The organism is Micromonospora sediminimaris, from assembly GCF_016863575.1.
Lineage (GTDB): Bacteria > Actinomycetota > Actinomycetes > Mycobacteriales > Micromonosporaceae > Micromonospora > Micromonospora sediminimaris.
In genome coordinates this window covers 90,883-114,973 of sequence record NZ_BOPD01000023.1, presented here as the reverse complement: position 1 = coordinate 114,973, position 24,091 = coordinate 90,883, and the positions used below count along the sequence as shown (strand labels likewise).

Sequence of the window (24,091 nt, the reverse complement as noted above, 5' to 3'; positions counted from 1 at the left end):
CAATGCCCGCTGCGGCGGGCGCGACGGCCCCCCGGACCGGCCGCGAGAAGACCATGCGGCACCGGTCGCGGCGCGGCGTCGGGGTGTCAGGCGAGTTCGAAGGCGACCGAGCGGGTGGCCGGGTCGGCGGCGACCAGCCGGACCCGGACCCGGGTGCCCAGTGGCAGCTCGCCGAGACAGCGGGCGCGTACCGGCGGGTCGTCGAGGGCTACCGTGCCGCCGGGTGGGCGGCCCTCACGGGCCTTGCCGTTGGCCGGCGCGTCGACGTCGAGCACGGCGGCGTCGAAGGTCTCGCCGACCCGGTTGGCCAGCAGCACCGCCTCGGCCAGGTCGATCGCGCCTCGGCTCGCCGCGGACGCGGTGCGGTCCGTGGCCGCCATCACCGACGGCAGCCGGGGCAGCGCCGCGCGGGCCCAGTCGGGTACCTCACGGCCGTCGTGCAGCGCCAGGCAGATCTCCGTGGCGTACCGATCGGCGAGTCGTCGCAGCGGCGCCGTGACATGGGCGTACGCGGCCGCGACCCCGCCGTGCGCCGGCTGCTCGGGCGGCTCGCCGTCGAACGGGGTGTACGCGGCCGCACGCATCAGCTCCGCGGCCTGGTCGATGAACGCGGCGGCCCGAGGCTGGGCCGGGTCCAACCGGAGCAGCAGTTCACCCACGCCGACGTCGTCCGGCCAGTGCACGCCCAGCGGGGCGGCGGCGGCCCGCAGCCGCTGCACCGCCTCGGGCTTCGGCGCGGGCATCGTCCGCAGCAGGCCGATCCCACCGGCCAGCATCAGGTCGGCGGCGGCCATCCCGGTGAGCAGGGAGATCTGCGCGTTGTGCTCCTCCATCGGTACTGGCGCCCGCAGCACGAGTCGCCAACCGTCGCCGTCGGCCTCCACGTCCTGTTCGGGAATCGGCAGGTTGACCGCGCCCCGGCGCAGTCCTCGGGCGGTGAGCAGCGCACCGATCTCGGGCAGCAGGGCGATCGGTTCGGGGAGCCGACCCGCGTCGGCGTCGGCCTGCACCTGCGGGTACGCCAACTGGGCCCGGCTGCGGACCAGGGCGCGCTGCACCACCACCGCGCTGGTGTCACCGTCGGCGTCCAGGTCGATGGTCCACAGCACGGCTGCCCGGTCGACGTCCGGCAGCAGGCTTGCCGCGCCTTCGCCGAGTGAGTACGGGTGCAGCGGCACGTTGCCGTCGGGAAGGTAGACCGTCTGCCCTCGACGCCAGGTCTCGTCCTCCAGCACACTGCCTGGACGCACGTGGGCGGCGACGTCGGCTATCGCGTACCGCACCCGGTAGCCGCCGTCGGCGCGGCGGCTGAGGTGCATCGCCTGGTCCAGATCCCGCGAGCCGGGCGGGTCGATCGTGACCAGCGGGACGTCCGTGCAGTCGACGGCCGGCCGGGGCGGTGCGGCGGCTGCCTCGTCGGCCTCCCGCTGCGCCGCCTCCGGGTAGGTCTCGGGCAGACCCAGTTCTCGGCGCAGCGCCCCGAAGTCGATGCGCGGTGCCAGCACACGTCGGATGACCATGCGCCCATCCTGACAGCGCCGGACGCACCGCGCCCTCCGCCGAGCGACGGGTCGTCAGCGTACGCCGGGTCAGCGGGCCGTCCTGCGCGTGGCGCCGGTCCGCCCGCCGGACGCGGCACGCCCGGTGCTCCGGGCGGCGGTCTTCGCAGGCGTCTTCTTCGCTGCCGCCCTCGACGTGGATGCCTTCTTCGCGGGCGCTCTCTTCGCCGCAGGCGCCTTCTTCGCGGAAGTCCTCTTCGCAGGGGCCTTCTTCGCTGCCGACGTCGACGCGGGGGCCCTCGACGCGGACGTCTTCTTCGCCGCTGTCCGGGTGGCCACCGTCGTACTCTTCCGAGCCGGTGCCTTCTTGGCGGCCACCGTCTTCGCGGGTGCCTTCTTCGCCGCGGCCTTTCTCGCCGGAGCCTTCGCCGCCGTCTTCCGCGCTGCCGCCTTCTTCACCGTCGACGTCGCGGTCTTCGCCGGTGCCTTGCGCGCGGCCGACGTGCTCCGCGTACCCGTCGCCTTCTTCGCGGGCGCGGTCTTGCGGGCCGGGGCCGCCTTCCTCGCGGAGGTCGCTTTCTTCGCGGGCGCGGTCTTGCGCGTCGGGGCCGCTTTCCGCGCGGAGGTGGCCTTCTTCGCGGGCGCCTTCGCCGCCGTGGCCCGCGCGGACGTGGCCTTCTTCGCGGGTGCCGTCTTGCGGGCCGGGGCCGCCTTCTTCGCGGGTGCCTTGGCCGCCGTGCTCCGTGTGGAGGTCGCCTTCTTCGCGGCCGCCCGCTTCGCCGCGGATGTGGTCGTGCGCGGGCCGGTGGCCGTCCGCGCCGACGCCGAGCTGGTCCTCGCGGCGGGTGCCTTGCTCGGCGCGGCCTTCGCCGACACCGTCTTCTTCGCGGGGGCCGCCTTCTTGGCCGCGGCGGTCTTCCGCGCCAGCGTGGCCGACCTGTCGGCGGGCGCTGCGCCGCCGGTCGCCTTACGGGCCGCCGGCGCGGTGCCGGACGCGCGGCGGGTCGACGGGGTACGGGCGAGGCCCGCGGTGCGTTCCGTCGCGGCGGTTTTCCTCGCGGGCGTACGCTTCGCGGCCGGGCGGGTGGCCTGTTGCGCTTCGGCCATCTCGGTTCCCTTCATGGGGACGTGCTGCCGCCCTCGCGACGCACGCAGAGCCTCGGCGCGGGAGGCGTCCCGCGCCGTCTACCTGTCCTCCCCGGTCCAGCGAGCATCCTCGGCCTCCCACGCCTCGTTGCGTTCCCGCACCTGTTGCAGGGCGTTCTCCGCGTCGGCGGCCGAGTCGTACGGGCCGAGAACGTGCCGCGCGGGGCACACGTCGGCACCGGACTCGACCCGGTGGTGTCGCGTACACCAGTAGTAACGTCCGCGTCCGCTGTCGCTCATGGCATCACTGTGCACCGGGAAACGACCGACCGCCACCGGAACACAGCAAGTCACCGGGCCCTTCCACAGTAGACGTGCTCCCTGGCCTGCGGGCCTGAACTGCGAAAATCGTCGCCGCCAGCCCGGGTGCGGGGGTGGATCCGCGGATTGGCTAAGGTCACCGGATGGGCGTACCGGACTACATCCTGCGGATGCGCAAGCACGTCGGCCACGACCTACTCTGGCTACCCAGCGTAAGCGCGATCGTCCGCAACGACGCGAGTGAGCTACTGCTCGCCCAACGGGCCGACGACGGTCGCTGGTCGGTGGTGAGCGGCTTCGTCGAGCCGGGTGAGCAGCCCGCCACCGCGGTCGTGCGCGAGGTGCTGGAGGAGACCGGCCTGGCGGTCGAACCGCTGCGACTGAGCAGTGCCGTGTCGCACCCGCACACGTACCCGAACGGCGACCGTTGCGAGTACCTGAATCTCGGTTTCCACTGCCGGTTCCTGGGCGGCGAGGCACGCGTCAACGACGACGAGTCGCTGGACGTGCGGTGGTTCCCGCCGGGACGGCTGCCCGACCTCGACGAGCACGCGCGGCTGGTCATCCGGCACGCCCTCGGCGGGGAGACCTCCGCCTTCTTCCTGCCCGCTGGAACGCAGTGGGGCGAGCCCGGTGAGCTGGAGTACTCCTGAACCGCTGCGGCGGTACCTGACCGACCTGGTCGCGGTCGCCGGCGAGGTGCTCGGTGCCGAGTTGGGCGGGGCGTACGTGGCGGGCTCGGTGGGTCTGGCCGCGTACCAACCCGGACGCAGCGACGTGGACGTGGCGCTGATCTGCGCCGGACCGCTCGACCACGGGGTCGCCGGGGAGTTGGTGGCCCGGCTGCGGCACGAGGCGCTGCCCTGCCCGGCGCGCGGCCTGGAACTGGTCGTGTACCAGCAGAAGGTGGCGCGGTCCGGCACACCGGAGCCGGGTTTCGAGGTCGAGCTGAACACCGGCGCCCGGATGGACTTCCGGGTGTCGTACGGCCCGGCGCAGCGCCCGAGCGCGGACGGCCTTTTCTGGTACGGCCTGGACCGCAGCATCCTGCACCAGAGCGGGCGGGCGCTGCTCGGTCCGCCCGCCGCCGATGCCTTCGCCGATCTGGCCCCCGACGATCTGCGTCGACTGGTCCTGGACGCGCTGCGCTGGTGGTTGGCGCGATCGGTGCCCGCCGGGGAGGTGCCCGCCCCCGGAGCGGAGGACGCCGTGCTCGGCGCCTGCCGTTCCTGGGTACGCCTGCGCACCGGGATGTGGCTGCCCAAGGTGGCTGCCGGCCGGCGGCTGTTGGACGAGGCCGGACCGCTTGTCGACGCCGACACCACCGAACTGGTCGAGCGGTCGATCGCCGCTCGCGACGGCGGTCCGCCACCGACCGGGGCGGCCGCTCGCGCCTTCCAGCGACGTGTGCTCGCCGACCTCGCCGGCACACCCGCCTGAACGGACCGTCGTCTCGTGCAGCGCGCGGCCCGGCTCCTCAACCGGATCGGGAAGCATCCCCGCAGGTAGCAGACGAGTTCGTTCGTGTGGCATCAGCCGCTGCGGCGATTCTCGGCCGTCCCGGTGGTCACCCAACGTGGCCCGCTCAGCCCGTTCGCGCTGCACAAGATGCGGATGGGAGGTGGCATGTGCCAATCTCATCCGAGATTTGTTCACCCCGGCACGACCGCGTACCGGTGCGCACCTACAGCTCGTCAGCAGAACCTGGAGAGGCACGTGGCAAACCTCGACACCGCCCTGAAGGACGCCATGACGATCGACGGGGCCATCGGCGCCGCGCTCGTCGACTACACCAGCGGGATGACCCTCGGCGTCGCCGGTGGTACTCCGGAGATCGACCTCACCGTCGCCGCCGCTGGCAACACCGACGTGGTACGCGCCAAGATGCGCACCATCGAGATGCTCAAGCTGAACGACGAAATCGAGGACATGCTCATCACCCTCGGCGGCCAGTACCACATCATCCGGCCGCTGAACGGCCCCAACGGCAAGGGGTTGTTCCTCTACCTGATGCTCAGCAAGGCCCGGTCCAACCTGGCGCTCGCCCGGCACCAGCTGCGCACCATCGAGGAGCAGCTGGAACTGTGAGCAGCGGCGACACCCTCCTCCCCCGTCGTACCGCCAAGCAGCCGGACCTTCCGCCACCGGTGCGGCTCCCACCGTCGCTGGCCGGTGACCCGTCGTTGCCGTACCCGGCGATCGGCACCGAACTGCACGAGCTGCGCCTCCAGATCCCCGGGGTGCAGGGAAGTGTCCTCGGCGGAGTCGACGGCCTGCTCATCACGCACGACGTGCCCGACACTCTGGACCCGGACGACCTGGCCGCGATGGCGGCGGCGACCTTCGGCCTCGGCCGGCAGGTCAGCCTCCGCCTCGGCCAGGGCGAATTCCGTCAGTCCACCGTCCGCAACCAGGCCGGCTACTTCTCCGTGTACGCCGTCGGCTCACACGCGCTGCTCTCGGTGGTCGGTGCCGACGCGATAAACGTGGCCCGCCTGCACCTGCACGCCCCACCGGTGGCCGAACGTCTCGCCAAACTCCTCGAACCCGCCTGATCCGCGAGCCGCGGTGAACGTCGGTCAGGTGGCGCCCGTCGAGCCGTCGGTCAGTTCGCGGAGAATGTCGGCGTGGCCGGCGTGCCGGGCCGTCTCCTCGATCAGGTGCACCATGATCCAGCGCAACGAAACCTCCCCGAGCTGCGGGTGGGGCACCACATGGTCGAGGTCGAAGCGGGCCGCCACCTCCCGCGAGCTGGCACACTCCGCCTCGTACGCCGCCGACAACCGCTCGACGGTGTCACCCTCGGCCAACGCGAAGCTGGCCGTCGCGTCCTCCTCGGAGGTGAGATAGACGTCCCCCGGGCCGGGCGCGAGCAGACAGCGGAACCAGTTCCGCTCCACAAGCGTCAGGTGCTTCACCAGGCCGGCGAGGGTGGTCGCCGACGGCACCAGTCGCCGGGCAGCCTCAGCGTCGGAGATGCCCCGCAGCTTCCCCAGCACCACCGCGCGATGAAAATCGAGAAACGCATCGAGCACGACGCGTTCGTCGCCGGTGCTCGCCATCATCGCAGTGAGCACGTGGTCGGGCGGAGCCTCCATACCGGGACCTTAGTGGCAGCCCACCCGTCCCCGCTGCCCCGCGACCCGCCACCGGCGCCCCGTCCGCCGGCCGTCGCCTTCGCCGCCCGATCCGTCGATCACATCTGGTCGACCCGAGCAGACCACACCTACCATGTGCCGGTGATCGATCAGGATCGACGGCGGGCTCCCGTCCCGGTCGTCGCCGCCGCGATCACTTTCATGCTGGGCATGGTCATCCAGGCCGCCCAGGTCAAGACGAGCACCGCGCCCGGGGCCACCGAGCCGAGGACGACCATCTTCGCCGTAGGACTGATCCTTCTCTCCTTGGCCTTCGCGTACGGCTTGTGGCGCCAGGTCGGGCGTGCCCAGATCCTGACAGCCGGCTTCGCCGCTTTCAACATCGCGTACGGCCTTGTGGAACTCCCCGACATCCACCCACTGTCGGTGTTGCGGATGCTGGCCTTCGCTGCCGTTGTCGGCTTGCTGCTGCTGCCCACATCGTCTCGACAATGGTTTCCACCCGGCACGTGAGTCGCCCGGCACCGGTCCCACCGCCCGCAGCGTCCCGGTTGGCCCCGGTCACGAGGATGCCGCCACGGATCAGCCGTGCCTCTTCAGCCCACGGATGTGCGCGCGCACGGCTGCTCAGCCCTGGCGTGCCAGACACTGCCCACCAGGGCCACGGGATAGTCGATCTCTCTGACCTGGCGATCATCGGTCTCGACCGAGAATCGCATCGGCAGGATGCTGCTCTCGAACGCGGTCGCGCATTCGAAGCGCAGTTCGACATCGATCAGGCCGGTATCACCCGGGCCCAGCACCTGAGACGCGCCGGTGTCACGGACCTGGGCACCCGGTCCCTGCCCGGCCGCCGTACGAACAGTGACCGGCGCCTGCCCAGCGTTGGTCACCGCCAGCTGCCCGTCCATCTGAAGAACACCCGAAACGTCCGAACTCTCGCCAGCGATGGACACGGGGACCGCCACGAGCGCGACCGAAGCGCGTCGCTCCCGTTCCTCCCGCGCATCCCGTAGCTCGCTCACACCCAAGCCACCCAGCACCCCGCCGGCTACGAAAGCAGCGACGAGCCCGACACTCATCTTCCGTCTGGTCAGGAGGCCGTCGGAAACCACGCTGCCCGTCGTCGTCGACCGCTGGTTGTGCTCATCCAGGTCGATCACTTCACGCTCCGCCGGCATGATGTCAGCCTAGGGCGTTCCCTGGCAGCGCGTCGCTGGTCGTACACCCCCTGCGGAGCGCAATGCCAATCGATGACCGAACACAGAACCAGGTCGTCGCCTCGATCAAGACTGCGCACCTGGTGGGCGACGGACGAGTCGAACTGTACGCGGAATCATGCACGCGAAGTCGCTCTGACCAAGGCCGGAATCCCGCGACAGCCGCTCTGGCCGTTGCTGGGCCGTCAGCCAGCTTCGACCGATCCGTCTCAGCTGACGTCGGGCCCGGGCTGATACGCGGCGATCCAGTCCCGCAGGCGCTTCATCACCAGGGGATGCAGATCGACCAGGAGTTCGATCCGCTCGGCGACCACGCCCGGTTTCACCAGACCCGCTCGGAGCAGCGCGTCAGCGAACTTGGTGTCCTTCTCCCGGCCGGCCACCAACTTGGACACCACGCAGTCGTGCGGGTCGAGCGCATAGCCACGTCCCGGTTGGGTGTTGTCGGACTCCACAAGCACCAACCGATCGCGCCAACCGTCGGGCAGCACCGCCGTCGAGACACTGACGCCCTGGGCGTAGTAGCCGTACGTCTCGTGAAACGGCGAGAATTCGCCGATGAACGCGTCGACCTGGTCGGCCTTCTAATCGTCCGGATCTTCGACAATCCGACCCGTCGGTCTCAGGACATGCTCCACTCTGCGCGCTTCATGCCGCCCGGTCCCAGCCGCTGCGCTTGAAGGACTCAAGAACCTTCCGACGCTGCGGCTGCGAGAGCACGCCAGCGAAGGGCGAGTTCTGCCGCAACTCGACAGCCTCCGGATCTTCCGAAGTCAGCGCCCGAAGGACAGACCCAGCCCCTTCGTTGATCTTGCTCTGCCAACGCCTCAGCCAGACCTCGGTCATGGTCCCCCGATGCTGCCGGAGCAGCCGATCAAGGTTCTTCGCAGCCTTACCCAACACCTTGTCCGGATCGACCACCAGGCCACCCGCCACCGCCTGGTGCAGCCACAGCGACTTGAGCTGATCACGGGTCAACGCCTGCTTGGGTCGCAACAACGCCTCGACGTGCTCCCGCCTGACCTTGCGGTGCGCACCCACCCGCACGAACGGCAGATCCCCACGTTCACACAGGTTGACCACCTGCTGACGCGACGACCCGAGCAGCTTCGCGGTCGCCCCAGTGGTCAGGAGTTGCGTCCCACTCATGGTCGTCATACTCGCCAACATGCGTCGTAAACGCCAAAAACGCAACTCAATAGCCGGCGTCTGCGCTGCTCAAGGCGCCGCGCTGCGCGTCGTGCGGGGCGGGACGCCCGGCCTGCGGCAAGCTGCCCGGCCGCCCACGGCGCCGGGGCGGGAAGCCACCGACAGCCGCCGGGACACCGCCAAACCGCATCAGGCGCCAGCCGCAGCAAAGGCGTGACGGAAGCTTTCGGGTGGCCCTGTTCGAGTGGTCGGAGCACAGCACTGATCGCGGGTGGGCGACGGACGAGTCGACCTGTACGCCGGATTCTGTGCGCGGCGCGCACCTGGGGTGCGTGCCGGCGGCGGCCATCCATCTCGGCCTGCCGTTGCCGACAGGCTCGTGCGGCCTACCCGCAGACATCGGGCGGGCCGCCCTCAAGCGTCTGCGCGGGCGTCATCCTGCGATGGCAGCCCTTTCTTGGCCTTGCTCCGGGTGGGGTTTACCGAGCCACCCCGGTCACCCGGGGTGCTGGTGGGCTCTTACCCCACCGTTTCACCCTTACCGTCCCCGATGGGGCCGGCGGTCTGTTTTCTGTGGCACTGTCCCGCGGGTCACCCCGGGTTGCCGTTAGCAACCACCCTGCCCTGTGGAGTCCGGACGTTCCTCGGCGGCGGGCCGCAGCCCACCGACGCGACCGCCCGGTCGACTCGTCCGTCGCGTACCCATCCTAACGACACCGGATCCGCGACTATTGCGCCCCTGTGTCAGGGGCCGCCGGGCACGAGGCTCACGCGGGTCCTGCGGACAAGTGGCGATCCGTGGCAGTGGAGGTGGTTCCGGGCCGGCGTGTCGACCGCATTCGCTGCCACGGATCGCGATCACCGGGAACACTCGGGGGTGGCTCGGAGGCGGCAGCGCCGTGGGGGGCAGGGGGCGTGGGGCAGGCGGGCGGATAATGGCGCGGTGACGATGCCGCCGTTCCCTGAACCGACTGCGCCGGCCGACGGGCGGGCCGAGGTGTTCCTGCGCTACCTCGATTATTTTCGGGAGGGCGTGCTGGCGAAGGCCGCCGGGCTGACCGAGGAGGAGCGGCGGGGCAGCCGGCTGCCGTCCGGCTGGACCCCGCTGGAGTTGCTCAAGCACCTGCGCCACGTGGAGCTTCGCTGGATCGAATGGGGATTCCAGGGGCGCGACGTCGCGGACCCGTGGGGCGACCAGCGTGACGAACGGTGGTACGTCGCGCCGGAGGAGAGCTTCGCGGAGCTGACGGCCGCGCTGCGGTCGCAGGGTGCCCACACCCGGGCGGTTGTCGAGGGCACCGACCTGGCCGCACGCGGGGCACCGGGGCCACGGTGGGAGGGCGCGGATCCGGCGTCGCTGGAGCGGATCATGTTTCACCTGGTGCAGGAGTACGCGCGCCACCTAGGTCACCTCGACATCGTGGCCGAGTTGGCCGGTGGCCCGGTCGGCGAGTAGCCGGGGAGGGGCAACCGGCGCAGGTTCCGGACCGCTAGCCTGCGGATCATGGAACTCGCCGAAGCCGCGTTACTACTCGCCGCCGGACTCGCCGCGGGTACGGTCAACGCGGTGGCCGGCGGTGGTTCGCTGATCACGTTTCCGGCGTTGCTCGCGATCGGGTTGCCGCCGGTGCCGGCGAACGTCACCAACTCGCTGTCGGTCGCTCCCGGGTATCTCGCCGCCGTGGCAGGCAGCCGGGTGGATCTACCTCGGTCGCGGTTGCTGGCCGCGTTGGTGCCCACCACGGTGGTCGGCGCGCTGGCCGGTGCCGGGCTGCTGCTGGTCACCCCCGCGCGGGCGTTCGAGCTGGTCGTACCCTTCCTGGTGCTGGGGGCGACAGCGCTGCTGGCGTTCCAGGATCCGCTGCGCCGGCTGGTCGGCCACCCGCGTGACCTGACGCCCCGCCGCCGGGCCGTGACGGTGCAGGTGGTGGTGGCGCTGGCCGCGGTGTACGGGGGTTACTTCGGTGCCGCCGTCGGGGTGATGCTGGTCGCCGGGCTGGCCCTGGTGCTGGACGCGACGCTGGCCCGGGTGAGCGCGATCAAGAATCTGCTGTCCGCTGTGATCGGCCTCACCACGGTGGTCGTCTTCGCCATCGCCGGCCCGGTGAACTGGGCCGGGGTCGCGGTGGTCGCCCCCGCCACGCTTGTCGGCGGTTACGCCGGCGCGCGCCTGGTCCGCCGGCTTCCCTCGGCGATCCTGAAGACCATCATCGTCGTCTTCGGCACCGTGATCGGCACCTATCTCCTCTGGCGCGCTCTAGCCTGAACCCGCGATCTTGCACTTCCTGACCCCGCGAATCAGGCATAAGCAACTTCTCGGCGACCAAAAGTGCAAGATCGACGGGGCGGGGCGGGGCGGGTCAGAGGTCAGCGAGGTGGGCGGTTTCGTTTATCGAGCGGACGGCGACGCCGCCGTCGGGCCAGCGGTCCAGCACCGAGACGCCGGCCGCGTCGAGGTAGAGGCGGTGCAGGAAGGAGTCGGTGGCGGCGAGCGCGTCGCGCAGCATCAGCTTGATCGGCGAGACGTGCGAGACCACCACGACGGTCTGACCGGGGTACGCGTCGAGCAGCCGTCGCACCGCCCGGTCGCACCGTTCGGCGACTGCGGCGAACGACTCGCCGTCCGGCGGGGCGACCCGGGTGGAGGCGAGCCAGGCGTCGAGTTCGCCGGCCCAGCCCTCGCGGACCTCGGCGAAGGTGCGTCCCTCCCAGGCGCCGAAGTCGCATTCGATGAGTTCGTCGTCGCGGCGTACCGGCAGGTCGCCGACGGCGGCGGCGATCGCCTCGGCGGTTGCGATGCACCGGGACAGCGGTGAGCTGACCACGGCCACGGTGTTCGGCGCGAGCGCGGCCACCCGGGCGGCCGTGGCCCGTACCTGGGCCTTGCCCTTGCTGCTGAGCGGGATGTCTCCGCGACCGGAGTAGCGGCCCTGCTCGGTGTACTCGGTCTCGCCGTGCCGGACCAGGACGAGCCGGGTGGCGGTGAAGCTGGGCCGGGGCTCCCAGGACACCGGCGCGCTGGTCAGGTCGGCACCCGGTGACTCGGCCCGGGCGGCGACCTCGGCTGCGCCGCCGCCGGCCGGCTCCGGGCCACCGAGGCGACGCGGCGGCTCGACCACGCGGGGCGGCTCGACGGTCGGCGTGGCGACGCCGGACGCGGCTGCGGCGTCCATCGCGGCGTTGGCGAGGGCGTCGGCGTGGGTGTTGCGGTCCCGGGGGATCCAGCTGAACCGTACGGCGGTGAACCGGCCGACCAGTTGGGCGGCCTCGGCGGCCAACGGGCGCAGACCGGGGTGCTTGATCTGCCAGCGGCCGCACATCTGCTCGACGACCAGCTTGGAGTCCATCCTGACCTCGACCTCGTCGGCACCGAGTTCGGCGGCGGCGGCCAGGCCGGCGATCAGTCCCCGGTACTCGGCGACGTTGTTGGTGGCGGTGCCGATCGCCTCGCTCCGCTCGGCCAGCACCTCGCCGGTGGCCGGGTCGCGGAGCACCGCACCGTACCCGGCCGGCCCGGGGTTGCCCCGGGATCCGCCGTCGGCCTCGACGAGGACCGTACGCGCGGCCACGGTTACAGCCCGGACTCGTTGGTGCGGACCATGATCCGGCGGCACTCCTCGCAGCGGACCACGTCGTCGGGGTCGGCCTTGCGGATCCGGGCCAGGTCGGCGCCGGAGAGCTCCAGCCGGCATCCGCCGCAGCGACCGGCGGTCAGCAGCGCGGCGCCGAGGCCGGTGTCGGTGCGGATCCGGTCGTAGAGCTGCACCAGGTCGGCGGGCAGGTCGTTCGCGAGGGGCTGGCGGGCGGAGCGCTTGAACTCCTCCTCGCGACCGATCTCGGCGAGGCTGTCGTCGCGCCGCTGCTCGGTGGCGGCCCGCCGTTCCCGCACCTCGGTCAGTCGCTGTTCCACCCCGTCCAGCACCGACTGGGCGGTCTCCCGCTGCTCCATCAGCTCCAGCTCGGCGTCCTCCAGGTCGCTCTGCCGGCGGTTGAGGGAGGCCAGCTCGTGCTGAAGCGCCTCCAACTCACGGGCCGGGCCGGTGCCGGCGGCCAGCCGGTCCTCGTCCTTGGTCTTGCGCGCCCGGACCTGGTCCACGTCCTTTTCCAGCCGGGCGATGTCGCGGTCCAGGTCGTCGACGGCGACCTGGGCGCGGACCCGCTCGTCCTCCAGGGCGGACAACTCCCGGGCGAGGGCCTCCAGCTCGGCCCGTTCGGGCAACGACCGACGCCGGTGGGCGAGCTGGGCGAGAGCGGTGTCGATCGCCTGGAGATCGAGCAGGCGGCGCTGGACCTGGGGGTCAGCCTTCACGGTCGGGCTCCTTGTCGTCCGCTGCGGGTTCGTCCGGCGCGCGTTCGTCCGGGTGCGGTGAGGCGGCGTGCACGGTCCACGGGTCGGTGTCCAGGTCGGACACCAGGGTCTCGACGCCGGGCGCGGCCCGTAGCAGCGCCGCGAGGTCGTCCAACCACGGCCGTTCGGTGGCCCAGTGGGTGGCGTCGAGCAACGCCGGCCCTCCGGTGGCGAGGTGCTCGCCGGCCGGGTGGTGGCGCAGGTCCGAGGTGAGGTAGGCATCCACCCCGGCGGCGGTGGCGTCGGCCAGGAAGCTGTCCCCGGCACCACCGCAGACCGCCAGGGTACGCACCAGGCGCTCCGGATCGCCCGCGGCGCGTACCCCGGCGGCGGTGGCCGGTAGTGCGGCGGCGGCCCGGCGGGCCAGTTCGGCCAGGGTCAGCGGCTGCGGCAGGCGGCCGATCCGGCCGGCGCCGCGCCCCTCCCCCTCGGCGGGGGTGCCCGGGCCTGCCGGTTTCAGCGGGCGCAGGTCGAGCAGACCGAACCGGGCGGCGAGCGCGTCGGACACGCCCGGCACGGCCACGTCGGCGTTTGTGTGCGCGACGTACAGCGCGACATCGGCCTTGATCAGCTGGTGGACGATGCGGCCCTTGTAGGTCGTCGGCGCCACCGACGACACCCCGCGCAGCAGCAGCGGATGATGGGCGATGATCATGTCGACGCCCGCGTCGAGCGCCTCCGCGACCGTCTCGGGAACCACGTCCACGACGCAGAGGACCCGGCGTACGGGGGCGGACGGCTCACCGAGCACCAGGCCGACCCGATCCCACTCCTCGGCCCAGGCCGGCGGGTAGTGCCGCACCACCTCGGCCACCACGTCGGCGACGGTCGGCAAGGCTGCGGTTGTGCTCACGGCCGGTGAGCTTACCGGCGTCAGCACGTCTACCGGACGTCACCCGGCCGCGGACCTCGCCGCGGCCGGGCCGTGAACTCTGTGGTGGCCGGTAGCGAGCTGTCACCCCGGGCCCGACCGGCGTCGTCAACTGTGGGGCTGCCGGTCAACCGGTCCGGCAGAGGCGGTCGCGCACGGCGGTCAGCGGTAGCGCCCACGGGAAGGCGTGCTGGTGCCGCTCCCCCGTCCCCGGCGGATGCAGGGGGTAGACGTCATCACCGAAGAGCACCCCCACCCCCCATTCGGAGAGCCGGGCGAGGCCCGCCCGGAAGGCGGGGTGGGCGGCCATCGCCGCGTTGGTGTACGGCACGGCCACCAGCGGTATCCCCCGGCCCTGGGCCTCCACCAGCAGCCCCAGGGCGAGGGTGTCCGCGATGCCGGCCACCCACTTGTTCACGGTGTTGACCGTGGCCGGGCAGACGATCATGGCATCGGCGGTGGGCAGCACGTCCGGGTCGCCCGGGTTCTTGTAGTGCGTGCGTACCGGGTGACCGGTCTGACGGGCCAGTGCGGTGCGATCGACGAACTTGGCACCGTCGGGCGTGGTGATCACGCAGACGTCCCAGCCGTCCTGCTGGGCCAGGTCGACGAGCCGGCCCACGTCTCGGGCCAGTGGCGAACCACAGGCGATGATGTAGAGCACCTGACGGTGCCCGTCGTGGCGGTGCGAACCGGTCATGCCGGCTCCGAGGTCATACTCCTACTCCCATGTGCTCAGCCAACTCTGCGATCGGAGAAGGCGGCGCACCACGTGTGCGACGAAGGACGTCCGACATCACCTCGTGGGCGATCGGGCGGCAGCGGATCTCGGAGGGTGCCAGGCGGTCACCGCGCAGCAGCATCTCCCCGGCGTTGGCCACGTCGCCGATCAGCGCGAAGCCCCGGGCCAGGTCGAGCAGGTGATGCGCCCGGCGTTCGGGCAGCATCGCGTCGAACGGCGCGGGCTGGATCTTCTGGCGGTGCACCTCGACGGCCCGCCCGCCGTCGCCCAGCTCGACGGCGGCCGCCGCCCGGTGCAGCTCCACATTTGTCGGCCCGAACGAGGTCCAGTAGTGGTTGTGGTCGCCGCCGAGCTCGACCGCCGCCGCGTGGGCTCCGTCGAGCAGATCCTCCACGGTGGCGCTGTCACCGATGCGGGAGGCGGCCATCGCACCCTGGAGCAGCAGCATCCCGTAGACGGAGAGGCGCTCGGGACGACTGTCGTTGCCGCCGCCCGGGGCGAGTTGGTTGGCGATCCGCACGTTCAGCTCAAGCGCCGGCCGGGGCCGGCCCATCGCCACCAGCGCGTTGCAGACCCGGGTGGTGGCGACCCCGGCGAGCAGTTGGTCGTCGGCGCGTTGCGCGACGGCGATGGAACGGTCGGCGGCGAGCCAGGCGAGATCGCACTCGCCGAGTTTGCGCAGCACCGAGGAGGCGAGCTGGTAGACCTGCCCGAGCAGGTGGGCGGCACGCTGGGCCTGGTCACCGCCGTACGCGGCGTCGGCCGCCTGGGCGTCGCGGAGCAGCTTCGGCAGGGCCCGGGTGAGCATCCCGTAGCGGCCGTACTGGTAGGTCAGCCAGGCGTGGGTGACCGCCTTGCTCATGTCGGCCAGCGGCGGTGGGCTCGGTGCCGCGTCGAAGTACGCGCTGATCGAGTCGTACCGCTCCAGCGCGGCCCGGATCTCCTCGACCTCGAACTGGTCGATGCAGTTGAGCGCGTCGGTGCGGCGTTCCGGATCCTTGCCGAGCAGCAACTGCACGTCCATCTGGAGGATGTCGGCGATCTCGTAGAGCACGGAGAACTTGTCCAGCCGCCGCACGCCCCGCTCGATCTTGTCGACCCAGCTCTTCGACTTGCCCAACCGGTCGGCGAAAACCTGCTGCGACATTTTTCGCCGGCCGCGCCAGTAGGCCACCCGCCGCCCGATGGGTAGCTCGTCCATCTCCCCAGTCCTCCCCTTTGCTGGAGCCCTGGCCGGGGGCCGGGGGCCGTTCCGTAGGCGCGGCGATCCGTCCGGATCCCTGGTTTCCGCTGGTCGCACAGGAGGTGCGTCAGCCTTCTGGCCGAGCCTCGTAACTTTCGTGCAAGTTGCATCGGCCACTTTGTCAAACAAAACGATGACGGGCTACGGCAGTGACGGGTCTCGACGTACGAGCTGACGCCGGCCAGGCGCGGCGAGGGGAGATGGCACCAATGTGGGGGAATGTCGCACCGCACGTGGCGCGTCTGTCGCCGTTGGAACGGGTACGGCTGCGCCGGATCGCCGTGCGCTACGCCCTGCACGGCTGGGCGATCACCCCGGGCGCCTGCCTGGCGCGGAGCCGCTTCGTCTGCGGTCGGGCCGGCTGCCCGACCGTCGGCTGCCATCCCGCCCTGGAGGACTGGGAGCACGCGGCAAGCACCGATCCGGCGCGAGTGGCCACCTGGTGGCGGTCCCGGCCACACGGCGTACTGCTGCCCACCGGCCGCTCCTTCGACGTGCTGGAGGTTCCCGCCCACCTGGGCCGGCTGGTCCTGGATGCGGTACGCGTCCACCCGGTCGGTCCGGGGGTACGCGGCCCGGTGCTGGTCACCCCGACGGGGCGCTGGATGTTCCTGGTCCGGCCGGGCGACCCACTGCGACCGGAACTGGAGCAGTGTTTCGACGTGGTGCTGCACGGTCGCGGCTCCTGGGTTCCGGCGCCACCGACCCGGCTGCCCGAGGGCCAGGTCCGCTGGGCAGTCGCACCGGAGCAGGCCCGCTGGCAGCTACCGGATGCCTACCTGGTGCAGAACACGCTGGTGGAGGCGCTGCGTGCGACCGGCGTGACGCTGACCCCGGCACTGGTACCCGGCCATCTGCCGCTGCCTCGCCGCAGCCGCTGACCGGGCGCGCGGTGCGACGCGTCGCCGGCCTCTGCCAGACCGGCTCCGGCGCGACCTTCGCCGCGCTCCCCGGCACCGGCAGCGAGACCCGAACCGACCGGCGCTCGTTGGATCCTTCGACGGCGCGCCTGCGCCGGGAGCGGGGATGCGATGTCCACCGGCGACACCAGACACCATCCGGGCGGAGCAGAGCCGCCCCGGCGACACCGACCCGGCCGCCGATGGGCGGCCACCCGTCCCCCGGGCGCCCGGCCCGGCCGTCCCCGGCCGACCGGGTCCCGCCCAGCTATCACCCACCGCCCAGCCCGCTGGCCCTGACCCGAACAGTTACACCCCCGGTTACGCCGGCCCACACCGTCCGGCCAGGTCGCCCCGAAGCCGGATCCGTGGCAGCGGAGATGGTCTCCGGGCGGCGTGTCGGCAGCCGTGACTGCCACGGATCACCGGGCTGCCACGGGGTACCGGGTGCTGCGGGGCGGGGAGGTCGGTCGGGCTAGGCCGACAGGGGCAGGTTGGTGGAGTGCAGGCAGCGCGCGTCGTCGGTGACCACCACGTGCTGGTGCGCGGGCAGCCGATCCAGCCATCCGATCCCGGCCACGCCCATGGCCACCGCCGCGGTGGCGTACGCGTCGGCCAGTCCGAGGTCGTGCCCGACCACGGTCACCGAGCGCAGCCCCCTGGCCGGCGCGCCCCGCCGGGGATCCTGCACGTGCGGGCCACGTTCGTAGACACCCGAGGTGGCGACCGCCAGGTCTGTCCCGGTGAGCGCCAGACAGACCGCCGACGGGTTCCACGGGTGCCGCACGCCGATCCGCCACGGCAGCCCGGTCGAGGAGCGGCCCCGCACCCGGACGTCACCACCGGCGTTCAGGCAGTGGTTGTCGACACCCGCCGCGCGCAACCGGTCCGAGGCCACCTGGACCGCCCAGCCCTTGACGTACCCGGACGGGTCCAGCCGCCCGGTGGCGTACGCGTCGAAGAAGCCGTCGGTGGCGCCCCACAGGTCGGCGCAGCGTTCCAGCACCCGGCGCAGGTCGGCCGACGCCTCGGAGAGCAGCAGCTCGCCCCGGTCGAAGCGGCACACCTCGCTGTCCGGCCGGTACGTGCTGAACCTCGCGTCCACCTCGCGCAGCCAGGCGAACACCCCGTCGGCCAGCGCGGTCAGCTCGACCGTGGGCCGGTCGTCGGCGATGTCGAGGCTGACCGGGGTACCCATCACGTGTTCGACCCGACGCAGCCCGGGTCGGGTCAAGGTGTCCACCCTCACCGCCGCTGGTCGATCGCGGCCTGCAAGGACCGCCGGTAGGCGTCGCTGGTCGCGGTCGCGCCCGAGATGGTGTCCAGGTCGGCGCTCTGCCGTTCCACCACCATCCCCACCGCGCCGCTGTACCGGCTGTCGACCTGGTCGCTGCGCTGGTCGGACTGGGCCGTCCCGCGCGGCAGCCGCTGCGCCGCCGCGTTGACGATCCGGTCGCCGACCACTGTGATGCGGACCTGCACGTCGCCGAACTCGTTGCTCACCACCGGCCCGACGAGCGTGCTGGCGGTGGGTGGCGCGGCGGCGGTGCCGGTCCGGGACGCGGCGGGGGTACCCGGTGCGCCGCTCGAACCGGACCGGCTCGCGCCGGAGGCGCTGCGGGTCGATTCCGGCGCGGTGCTGGCCCGCGGCGTCGTCTCGTCCGAGCCGGCTGCTGGTGCCGGCCCCTCGGCGGCGGTGGGTGCCTCCTGGGCGGGTTGACCGGTGCCCGGTGCGGCCTTGAACACCACAAGCGCGGTGGTGCTGGCGGCCAGGCCGGTGATCGCGAGGAGCGCGCGACGCATGCGGTGGGCCCTCTCAGAGTTCGAAGGTGGCGAGGTGGATCTGCCGGCGGCGGACGCCGGCCTGGCGGAGCACCTGGCGATACTGCTCGACCAGCCCGGGTGGGCCACACAGGTAGACGTCGCGACGAGCCACGTCCGGCACCAGCTGGCGCAGCCCGTCCGGGGTCATCACCTGCCGTGGGACCGGGTCGTTGCGGGAGCCGACGACGTACCAGACCCGCAGACCGCGGTTGCGGACCAGCCAGTCCAACTCCTCCTGCAACAACACGTCGGCCGGGGTACGGGCCCGGTAGATCAGCGCGGCACCGGGCGGCAGTTCCTCCAGCATCGCCCGCAGCGGGGTGATGCCGCTGCCGGCGGCGATCAGCAGCGCGCGCTCGCGGGTGCGGTGGGCCGCCGTGCAGGTGCCTGACGGGCCGACCGCCCAGACCCGTACGCCTGGGTCGAGGTTGCGCAGGTCCTGGGTGTGCCGACCGACCACCTTGACGGTCAGTCGCAGCCAGCGGTCGTTCGCGGCGGCGGAGACCGAGAACGGGTGCGACTGCCACCAGCAGCCCCGGGTCAGGAAACGCCAGCGGAAGAACTGCCCACCCAGCAGCTCCAGCCGGTCGAGGCCCGACCCGGTCAGGTAGAGCGAGACGGCGTCGGGGCTTTCGGTGACCACGTCACTGACCCGTAGCCGGTGCCGCAGGTTGAACCGCAGCGGGTTGATCACCCGACCCCACAGCCACGCGGCGACCACCAGCACGTACAGGGCGATCCATCCGGTACGCGCCGGGCCGGGCCGGAACAACTGGCTGCCGTTGCTGAACTGGTGGGCGAAGCCGAGCAGCAGCACGGCGTACGCGGCCAGGTGGGTGGCGTGCCACAGCTCGTACGGCAGCACCCGGCGTACCGCCCGCACGCTCACCAACCCGACCAGCACCAGCAGGCCGGCAGCAGCGAACGCGGAGACCATGTCCTGGTACTCGCGCAGCATCACGCCGGCCTGGCCGAGCAGCGAGCGACCTTCCAGCCCGGCGTAGCCGACCAGGATCAGCGCCGTGTGGGCGAGCACCGCGACCAGCAGCGTGGCGGCGACGTCGCGGTGCCAGCGGGCGATCCGCTCGCCGCCGGCCCACCGTTCGAGCACCGGCAGGCGGCTCATCATCAGCACCTGGACCAGCAGCAGGTAGCCGGCGACCAGCCCGGTGATCTGCCCGGCGGCGGTGGTCATCGCGGTGGCACCGGTCAACGAGCCGGCCGGGGTGTCCCGCCACCACGGCAGCACGCTGGCCACCAGACCACCCAGGAACAGCACGACAAGCAGCCGCCGACCATTGGCGCCGCGCCGTGGCACGGCCGCCGGTGGGGCGGACGCGCCCGACCCCGGCCGGGCCGGCCGCGGACTGACGTACGGGCGGGGGTAGGTCGTCACGCCCGGCCGCCGCACTCGTCGAGCTGATCGGCCATGCACCGTTTCCGATTCCTGCCGGGCGTCGACCCTGGACGTGACCGGTCTGCCGTGGTGCGACGCCTGCTGCTGAGGGTTTGCCCCGGGAAGGTAGTCACCGGGCCGACACACGACAAGGCCGGTCGACCGCCCCAGGCCGGGGCACTTAAGGCGGCGCTCATCGCGAGCCGGCGTCGGGCGGTTACCGGCCAATCGGGTACGCACGTCACAAGCAGGGCCTTCGCTCGCCTGCCGTTGCCCGGCCGGCGACAATCCCCCAACCGGTACCCTCGCCGCGCCGCCCCGCCGCGCAGGAGAAATTTAAGGCTCGGATAAGGGGTCGCTCAGCTGTCGCCCGGCCGCGCTCCCGAGCCGTGGGCGCCAAAGTAGCAACAGGAAGAGCGCGTGAGCCCTCTCCGCAGCGGGTATTCCGTCGCACCGTTGCTGAACGCGTGAGGGGAAGGCACATGCTCAGCAAAGAGGATCAACGCAGATTTGAGCAGATCACCCGCCACCTACGGGAGAGTGATCCGGCGTTCTTCGCCCGGCTCGACCACCGTGCCCGGGGCCGTCACGGCCGCTGGCTGCTGCTGTTGACCGTCGTGCTCTGGGCGGCGCTGCCGGCGACCACCGTACTCGCCGGCCGGCTGGCCGGGGCCATCTTCGCGGTGGTGCTGTTGACCAACGCGGCGCTGATGTGGCGGTTCCGTCAACGTTGGCTGTGACCGGGCCGGTCGGGGTGGCTTACTCCTCGCCGAGCTGGCGGTAGGCGTGGCGCAGACGTTCGACGAGTCCTGGCCCGCCGATGGCCGGCGCGGGCGCGCCCAGCTGCCGCAGCAACAGGTCCGGTCGGGCGGTCAGGCTCGGCGGGCGGTCCGGCAGCGGCACGGGCGGCAACCAGAACCGGTCGACCGCCTCGGCCAGCGGCGTGACGGGCAGGTCGGCCAGGGCCCGGACGGCCCCGGCCGCGGGCATGGTCACCTCGTGGTCGCCGGGCCAGCCGGGGTCGGCCGCCCCGGTGCCCGACGGGGCCGAGGAAGCACTGTGGCCGGTCGGGTTCGTCACGTCCCGGCGCGCCGGTTCGTCGGCGCGGCCCGCCGCTTCGCCGCCACCGGGCGGCCGGCGCGCCGGTTCGCGGTCGCCGGGCCGCCGGCTCGTCAAGGCGTCGGTGGCCGATGCACCTGCGCGCAGCTGCCGTAGCCGGGCGAGCAGGTCCGCCCGGCTACGCCCGCGCCAGTGCAGCAGGGTGAACGGGTCCGCGTCGAACGCCTCGGCGAGCAGATAGAAGGTCGCCGCGAGGTGTTTGCAGGGCACTGCGACGTCCGGGCACGAACACCGCTGGTCCAGTTCGCCGATCGCCGCCGGAAACAGCGGCGCCTCGGCGGCGGCGAACAGCTCCTCCAGCTCGGCCGGCAGGTCGCCGGCGAGCAGCCGGGCGCTGAAGAACGCCTGGGCGGCGAGTTCCGCCTCGATCCGGGCCCACAGCCGGGCCGGAAAGGGCGGAAGTGCGACGCTTACCTGGTACGGCCGGGCCCGGGAGCCCTGCACCACCGCGGTAACCACGCCTGGCGCGACGTCGAGGCGGAGCACCTGCCCGGCGCGGGCGTACGACCGGCCCCGGGTCAGCCGGGTGCCGAGCGCGAACGACTCCAGCACCTCCAGAAATCGGCGGGACCACCAGGAGACGCCGATCGCGCCCCGGGTGCTGCGGGCCCGCAGACCGCCGTCGACCCGGCGCGGCGGGCCGTAGTCGGCGAACCTGCCGCCGTCGTCGGCCCTCACTCGGCCACCGCCCCCGCCTCCAGCGTGAACAACTCCCGTAGCTGAGCGGTGGACAGCTCGGTCACCCACTGCTCGCCGGTGCCGACCACCGAGGCGGCCAGGCCACGCTTGTCGGCGATCAACGCAGCGACCTTCTCCTCCACCGTGCCGGCGCAGACGAACTTACGGACCTGCACCCGGCGCCGCTGTCCGATCCGGAACGCCCGGTCGGTGGCCTGGTCCTCGACCGCCGGGTTCCACCACCTGTCGACGTGCACCACGTGATTGGCGGCGGTAAGCGTCAGTCCGGTGCCGCCGGCCTTGAGCGAGAGGACGAACAGCGCCGGTCCGCCGTCGGACTGGAAGCGGGTCACCATCGCATCCCGGTCGGCCTTACCGACCCCGCCGTGCAGGAAGAGCACCTCCCGGCCGAACCGGGCCGACAGGTGCCCGCGCAGCATCCCGCCGAACTCCGCGTACTGGGTGAACAGCAGGGCCTTCTCCCCCGCCGCGAGGACCTCGTCGAGGATCTCCTCCAGCCGGGCCAGCTTGCCCGACCGTCCGTGCAGGGAGGAGCCGTCGCGGAGCAGCTGCGCGGGGTGGTTGCAGACCTGCTTGAGCCGGGTCATGGTGGCCAGCACCAGCCCGCGCCGCTCGATGCCGTCGCTGGATTCGATCCGGGCGAGCATGTCGTCGACGACCACCCGGTACAGCGCCGCCTGTTCGGCGGTGAGGTTGCAGACGACCTCCATCTCCAGTTTCTCGGGCAGGTCGGTGATGATCGACGAGTCGGTCTTGAGCCGGCGCAACACGAACGGACCGGTGATTCGGCGCAGCCGTTCGGCGGCCTCGGTGTCCCCGTGCCGTTCGATCGGTTCGGCGAACCGCTTGCGGAACGTCGCCGCCGGGCCGAGCAGGCCCGGGTTGGCGAACTGCATGATGGACCAGAGGTCCGCCAGCCGGTTCTCCACCGGCGTGCCGGTGACCGCGATGCGGTGCCGGGCGGGCAGGGCGCGTACCGCCTCGGCCTGCCGGGTGGCGGCGTTCTTGATGGCCTGCGCCTCGTCTACGACCACCCGGTGCCAGTCGACGCCAGCCAGCTCCGCGGCATCCCGGGCAGCCACCGAATACGTGGTGAGGACCAGGTCCGCGGCGTGCACGCTGGCGGTGAACTCCGTGCCGCGGGCCCGCTGCGCGCCGTGATGCACGTGTACGCGTTTGTCCGGGGTGAACCGGGCGGCCTCCCGCTGCCAGTTGCCCACCAGCGACATCGGGCAGATCAGCAGGGTCGGACCGGCCTGCGGCGGGTCGGCGGCCAGCAGCGCCAGCAGCTGCACGGTCTTGCCCAGCCCCATGTCGTCGGCGAGCACCCCACCGAGCCCCAGCGACTGGAGAAACGCCAGCCAGGCCAGCCCTCGCCGCTGGTACGGCCGCAACGTGCCGTGGAAGGACGGCGGCTCGTCCAGCGGGGCGAGCCGGCGGTCCACGGCCCCGGCGAGCAGGTCACCGAGCGCGCCGTCGGCGCTCACCTCGAGCACCGGCAACGCGTCCGGTTGCTCGGCATCGGACAGACCGAGCCGCAGCAGGTCGGCCACGGTCAGCTCACCGCTGGCCCGCAGCAGGCGCAGGCCGGCGGCGAGCCGCTTCGGGTCCAGCTCGACCCAGCGCCCCCGCAGCCGTACCAGCGGGGTCTTCAGCTCCGCCAGCCGGGTCAACTCGTCGGAGGTCAACGGCTCGTCGCCGAGAGCCAGCTCCCAGCGGTAGTCGACCAGGGCGTCCAGTCCCACCCGGTCGGCCGGGCCGGTGACCGTGCCGGGCGCGCTGCGGGAGCTGGCCCGCAGCCGGGCGCCGAGCCGCGATGCGGGCCGTCGCCACCACGACGGCAGCAGCACCGTGAAGCCCGCCGCGTGCAGCGTCGGAGCGCCCTCGCGCAGGAACCGGTGCGCGCCCTCGGTGTCCAGCTCCAGCGCCTCCGGCCGGGCCGTACGCAGAGCCACGTCCAGTTCCGGCCACAGTCGGCTGGCCCGGCCGAGTTCGGCCAGCAGGATCTCCTGCGGATGGTCACCGGCCACGGTCTCGCCGTCGCCGCGCCACACCTGTCCGGCGTCGACGTGCAGGCCCGGCTCGTCGTTGACGCGCAGTCCGAACTCGACCCGCCACCGGCCGGTGGTGGCGACCACGGCATCGGGGTCGGCCGGCACCACAGTCACCGGTTCGGTCAGCTCGTCGGCCGACGGCTCGACCAGCCGGAAGCTCGCCCGCACCGTGCCACCGTCGGCGTCGCGCTGCCACTGGTCCAGCTCGGAGCGGAGCGTGCGCAGCGCCGCCGCCTCGGCGGTGAACCCGCGCTGCGGTCCGGTCAACGCGCCCAGCCAGGCCGTCACGGCACCGTTCGGTCGCGTCCCCCGGGCCAGCGTCATCGGCGGCAGCGCGGCGCGCACGGCCGCGTCGGTGAGCGCGTCGAGCGCGTCAGCGACCAGCAGCCCGGGCACCTCTGCCGACCTGTCGGCGCGGCCCGACGCCCGGGTGGCGGCCCCTCGGCCGGAATGGTCGGCAGCCGCACGGGTCGAGGCCGCTCGACGGCGGCCGGCGTCCGGCGAGGCCGCCCGGCGGGCGGGC

The 24,091-nt window shown here is 72.4% G+C and carries 24 protein-coding genes, 1 other RNA gene and 1 pseudogene; 10 read left to right on the top strand and 16 right to left on the bottom strand.

From position 1 onward, the window contains the following. Nucleotides 1–86: 86 nt before the first annotated feature. Entirely contained in the window at nt 87–1,520 is a 1,434-nt protein-coding gene (locus Vse01_RS19385; RefSeq protein WP_093401269.1) for an RNB domain-containing ribonuclease, read from the bottom strand. Nucleotides 1,521–1,608: 88 nt separating this feature from the next. Between Vse01_RS19385 and Vse01_RS29635 the strand changes: the two genes are divergently transcribed. The 5 genes from Vse01_RS29635 to Vse01_RS19360 all read left to right on the top strand — a co-directional run bounded on the left by Vse01_RS29635 (nt 1,609) and on the right by Vse01_RS19360 (nt 5,461). Next, nucleotides 1,609–2,859, top strand: a complete 1,251-nt coding sequence (locus tag Vse01_RS29635; RefSeq protein ID WP_198413110.1) for a hypothetical protein — start codon at nt 1,609–1,611, stop codon at nt 2,857–2,859. 190 nt (nt 2,860–3,049) lie between these two features. Next, the gene (locus Vse01_RS19375; protein ID WP_093401271.1) at nt 3,050–3,559 is read left to right on the top strand and encodes an NUDIX hydrolase; all 510 of its coding nucleotides are present in this window, start codon (nt 3,050–3,052) and stop codon (nt 3,557–3,559) included. Continuing rightward, nucleotides 3,540–4,346 (top strand): nucleotidyltransferase, encoded by an 807-nt coding sequence (locus Vse01_RS19370; RefSeq protein ID WP_093401272.1) that lies wholly within the window; start codon nt 3,540–3,542, stop codon nt 4,344–4,346. Before Vse01_RS19375 ends, Vse01_RS19370 begins: the two co-directional genes overlap by 20 nt. A gap of 276 nt (nt 4,347–4,622) precedes the next feature. Then, complete coding sequence (locus Vse01_RS19365) at nt 4,623–4,994, top strand: roadblock/LC7 domain-containing protein (RefSeq protein ID WP_093401273.1); 372 nt, start codon at nt 4,623–4,625, stop codon at nt 4,992–4,994. Then, on the top strand, nt 4,991–5,461 hold the full coding sequence (locus Vse01_RS19360; RefSeq protein WP_093401274.1) for a roadblock/LC7 domain-containing protein: 471 nt from the start codon (nt 4,991–4,993) through the stop codon (nt 5,459–5,461). The genes Vse01_RS19365 and Vse01_RS19360 overlap by 4 nt, the downstream gene beginning before the upstream one ends. Nucleotides 5,462–5,485: 24 nt before the next feature. On the opposite strand, the gene Vse01_RS19355 is transcribed toward Vse01_RS19360, so the two are convergent. Next, a complete protein-coding gene (locus tag Vse01_RS19355) occupies nt 5,486–5,971 on the bottom strand; it encodes a DinB family protein (protein ID WP_093401582.1) in 486 nt (161 codons plus the stop codon). Between the two features lie 174 nt (nt 5,972–6,145). Here Vse01_RS19355 and Vse01_RS19350 point away from each other — a divergent pair, with 174 nt between their 5' ends. Further along, nucleotides 6,146–6,517, top strand: a complete 372-nt coding sequence (locus Vse01_RS19350) for a hypothetical protein (RefSeq protein WP_139233055.1) — start codon at nt 6,146–6,148, stop codon at nt 6,515–6,517. 83 nt (nt 6,518–6,600) lie between these two features. On the opposite strand, the gene Vse01_RS19345 is transcribed toward Vse01_RS19350, so the two are convergent. From Vse01_RS19345 to rnpB, 4 genes are all read right to left on the bottom strand, one after another. Next, a complete protein-coding gene (locus Vse01_RS19345; protein WP_093401276.1) occupies nt 6,601–7,185 on the bottom strand; it encodes a hypothetical protein in 585 nt (194 codons plus the stop codon). A 248-nt stretch (nt 7,186–7,433) separates the two neighbouring features. Further along, the gene (locus Vse01_RS19340) at nt 7,434–7,784 is read right to left on the bottom strand and encodes a DUF6036 family nucleotidyltransferase (RefSeq protein WP_307818686.1); all 351 of its coding nucleotides are present in this window, start codon (nt 7,782–7,784) and stop codon (nt 7,434–7,436) included. An 88-nt stretch (nt 7,785–7,872) separates the two neighbouring features. Beyond that, complete coding sequence (locus tag Vse01_RS19335) at nt 7,873–8,373, bottom strand: helix-turn-helix domain-containing protein (protein WP_232510996.1); 501 nt, start codon at nt 8,371–8,373, stop codon at nt 7,873–7,875. 279 nt (nt 8,374–8,652) lie between these two features. Beyond that, nucleotides 8,653–9,063, bottom strand: an RNA gene (gene rnpB, locus Vse01_RS19330) — RNase P RNA component class A. Between the two features lie 259 nt (nt 9,064–9,322). Between rnpB and Vse01_RS19325 the strand changes: the two genes are divergently transcribed. Next, entirely contained in the window at nt 9,323–9,829 is a 507-nt protein-coding gene (locus Vse01_RS19325; RefSeq protein ID WP_232511016.1) for a DinB family protein, read from the top strand. Nucleotides 9,830–9,877: 48 nt separating this feature from the next. Next, complete coding sequence (locus Vse01_RS19320; RefSeq protein WP_093401280.1) at nt 9,878–10,639, top strand: sulfite exporter TauE/SafE family protein; 762 nt, start codon at nt 9,878–9,880, stop codon at nt 10,637–10,639. A 94-nt stretch (nt 10,640–10,733) separates the two neighbouring features. Here the strand turns inward: Vse01_RS19320 and Vse01_RS19315 are convergent, their stop codons facing one another. From Vse01_RS19315 to Vse01_RS19295, 5 genes are all read right to left on the bottom strand, one after another. Next, a complete protein-coding gene (locus Vse01_RS19315) occupies nt 10,734–11,942 on the bottom strand; it encodes a bifunctional RNase H/acid phosphatase (RefSeq protein WP_093401281.1) in 1,209 nt (402 codons plus the stop codon). Between the two features lie 2 nt (nt 11,943–11,944). Beyond that, nucleotides 11,945–12,682 (bottom strand): zinc ribbon domain-containing protein, encoded by a 738-nt coding sequence (locus tag Vse01_RS19310; RefSeq protein ID WP_093401282.1) that lies wholly within the window; start codon nt 12,680–12,682, stop codon nt 11,945–11,947. Further along, nucleotides 12,672–13,574, bottom strand: coding sequence for a Nif3-like dinuclear metal center hexameric protein (locus Vse01_RS19305; protein ID WP_093401283.1), 903 nt, complete (start codon nt 13,572–13,574; stop codon nt 12,672–12,674). The genes Vse01_RS19310 and Vse01_RS19305 overlap by 11 nt, the downstream gene beginning before the upstream one ends. A gap of 145 nt (nt 13,575–13,719) precedes the next feature. Then, entirely contained in the window at nt 13,720–14,292 is a 573-nt protein-coding gene (locus tag Vse01_RS19300; RefSeq protein WP_093401284.1) for a flavoprotein, read from the bottom strand. A 13-nt stretch (nt 14,293–14,305) separates the two neighbouring features. Beyond that, complete coding sequence (locus Vse01_RS19295; RefSeq protein WP_093401285.1) at nt 14,306–15,535, bottom strand: helix-turn-helix domain-containing protein; 1,230 nt, start codon at nt 15,533–15,535, stop codon at nt 14,306–14,308. A gap of 242 nt (nt 15,536–15,777) precedes the next feature. Between Vse01_RS19295 and Vse01_RS19290 the strand changes: the two genes are divergently transcribed. Next, nucleotides 15,778–16,458, top strand: coding sequence for a bifunctional DNA primase/polymerase (locus Vse01_RS19290; RefSeq protein WP_170863261.1), 681 nt, complete (start codon nt 15,778–15,780; stop codon nt 16,456–16,458). Nucleotides 16,459–16,951: 493 nt separating this feature from the next. Here the strand turns inward: Vse01_RS19290 and Vse01_RS19285 are convergent, their stop codons facing one another. The 3 genes from Vse01_RS19285 to Vse01_RS19275 are packed head-to-tail and all read right to left on the bottom strand — an operon-like array spanning nt 16,952 to nt 19,696. After that, complete coding sequence (locus Vse01_RS19285; RefSeq protein ID WP_093401583.1) at nt 16,952–17,674, bottom strand: FAD:protein FMN transferase; 723 nt, start codon at nt 17,672–17,674, stop codon at nt 16,952–16,954. 47 nt (nt 17,675–17,721) lie between these two features. Then, nucleotides 17,722–18,279: an FMN-binding protein gene (locus Vse01_RS19280; RefSeq protein ID WP_093401287.1), complete on the bottom strand. Its 558-nt coding sequence runs from the start codon at nt 18,277–18,279 to the stop codon at nt 17,722–17,724. Between the two features lie 13 nt (nt 18,280–18,292). Continuing rightward, complete coding sequence (locus Vse01_RS19275; protein WP_093401584.1) at nt 18,293–19,696, bottom strand: ferredoxin reductase family protein; 1,404 nt, start codon at nt 19,694–19,696, stop codon at nt 18,293–18,295. Between the two features lie 482 nt (nt 19,697–20,178). On the opposite strand from Vse01_RS19275, the gene Vse01_RS19270 reads away from it, so the two are divergent. Beyond that, nucleotides 20,179–20,436, top strand: a complete 258-nt coding sequence (locus tag Vse01_RS19270) for a DUF3040 domain-containing protein (RefSeq protein WP_093401288.1) — start codon at nt 20,179–20,181, stop codon at nt 20,434–20,436. A gap of 19 nt (nt 20,437–20,455) precedes the next feature. Here the strand turns inward: Vse01_RS19270 and Vse01_RS19265 are convergent, their stop codons facing one another. Both Vse01_RS19265 and Vse01_RS19260 read right to left on the bottom strand, forming a co-directional pair. Continuing rightward, the gene (locus Vse01_RS19265; protein ID WP_093401289.1) at nt 20,456–21,493 is read right to left on the bottom strand and encodes an SWIM zinc finger family protein; all 1,038 of its coding nucleotides are present in this window, start codon (nt 21,491–21,493) and stop codon (nt 20,456–20,458) included. Next, nucleotides 21,490–23,961, bottom strand: a pseudogene (locus tag Vse01_RS19260) (DEAD/DEAH box helicase); the annotation flags it as partial. The pseudogene Vse01_RS19260 and the gene Vse01_RS19265, both read right to left, overlap by 4 nt. Nucleotides 23,962–24,091 lie beyond the last annotated feature (130 nt).

Coding starts and splice junctions, on each gene's coding strand:
- Vse01_RS19385 (WP_093401269.1), bottom strand. CDS start 1,520: ATGGTCATCCGACGTGTGCTGGCACCGCGCATCGACTTCGGGGCGCTG.
- Vse01_RS19375 (WP_093401271.1), top strand. CDS start 3,050: ATGGGCGTACCGGACTACATCCTGCGGATGCGCAAGCACGTCGGCCAC.
- Vse01_RS19355 (WP_093401582.1), bottom strand. CDS start 5,971: ATGATGGCGAGCACCGGCGACGAACGCGTCGTGCTCGATGCGTTTCTC.
- Vse01_RS19345 (WP_093401276.1), bottom strand. CDS start 7,185: ATGCCGGCGGAGCGTGAAGTGATCGACCTGGATGAGCACAACCAGCGG.
- Vse01_RS19335 (WP_232510996.1), bottom strand. CDS start 8,373: ATGAGTGGGACGCAACTCCTGACCACTGGGGCGACCGCGAAGCTGCTC.
- Vse01_RS19325 (WP_232511016.1), top strand. CDS start 9,323: ATGCCGCCGTTCCCTGAACCGACTGCGCCGGCCGACGGGCGGGCCGAG.
- Vse01_RS19320 (WP_093401280.1), top strand. CDS start 9,878: ATGGAACTCGCCGAAGCCGCGTTACTACTCGCCGCCGGACTCGCCGCG.
- Vse01_RS19300 (WP_093401284.1), bottom strand. CDS start 14,292: ATGACCGGTTCGCACCGCCACGACGGGCACCGTCAGGTGCTCTACATC.
- Vse01_RS19295 (WP_093401285.1), bottom strand. CDS start 15,535: ATGGACGAGCTACCCATCGGGCGGCGGGTGGCCTACTGGCGCGGCCGG.
- Vse01_RS19290 (WP_170863261.1), top strand. CDS start 15,778: ATGGCACCAATGTGGGGGAATGTCGCACCGCACGTGGCGCGTCTGTCG.
- Vse01_RS19285 (WP_093401583.1), bottom strand. CDS start 17,674: ATGGGTACCCCGGTCAGCCTCGACATCGCCGACGACCGGCCCACGGTC.
- Vse01_RS19280 (WP_093401287.1), bottom strand. CDS start 18,279: ATGCGTCGCGCGCTCCTCGCGATCACCGGCCTGGCCGCCAGCACCACC.
- Vse01_RS19270 (WP_093401288.1), top strand. CDS start 20,179: ATGCTCAGCAAAGAGGATCAACGCAGATTTGAGCAGATCACCCGCCAC.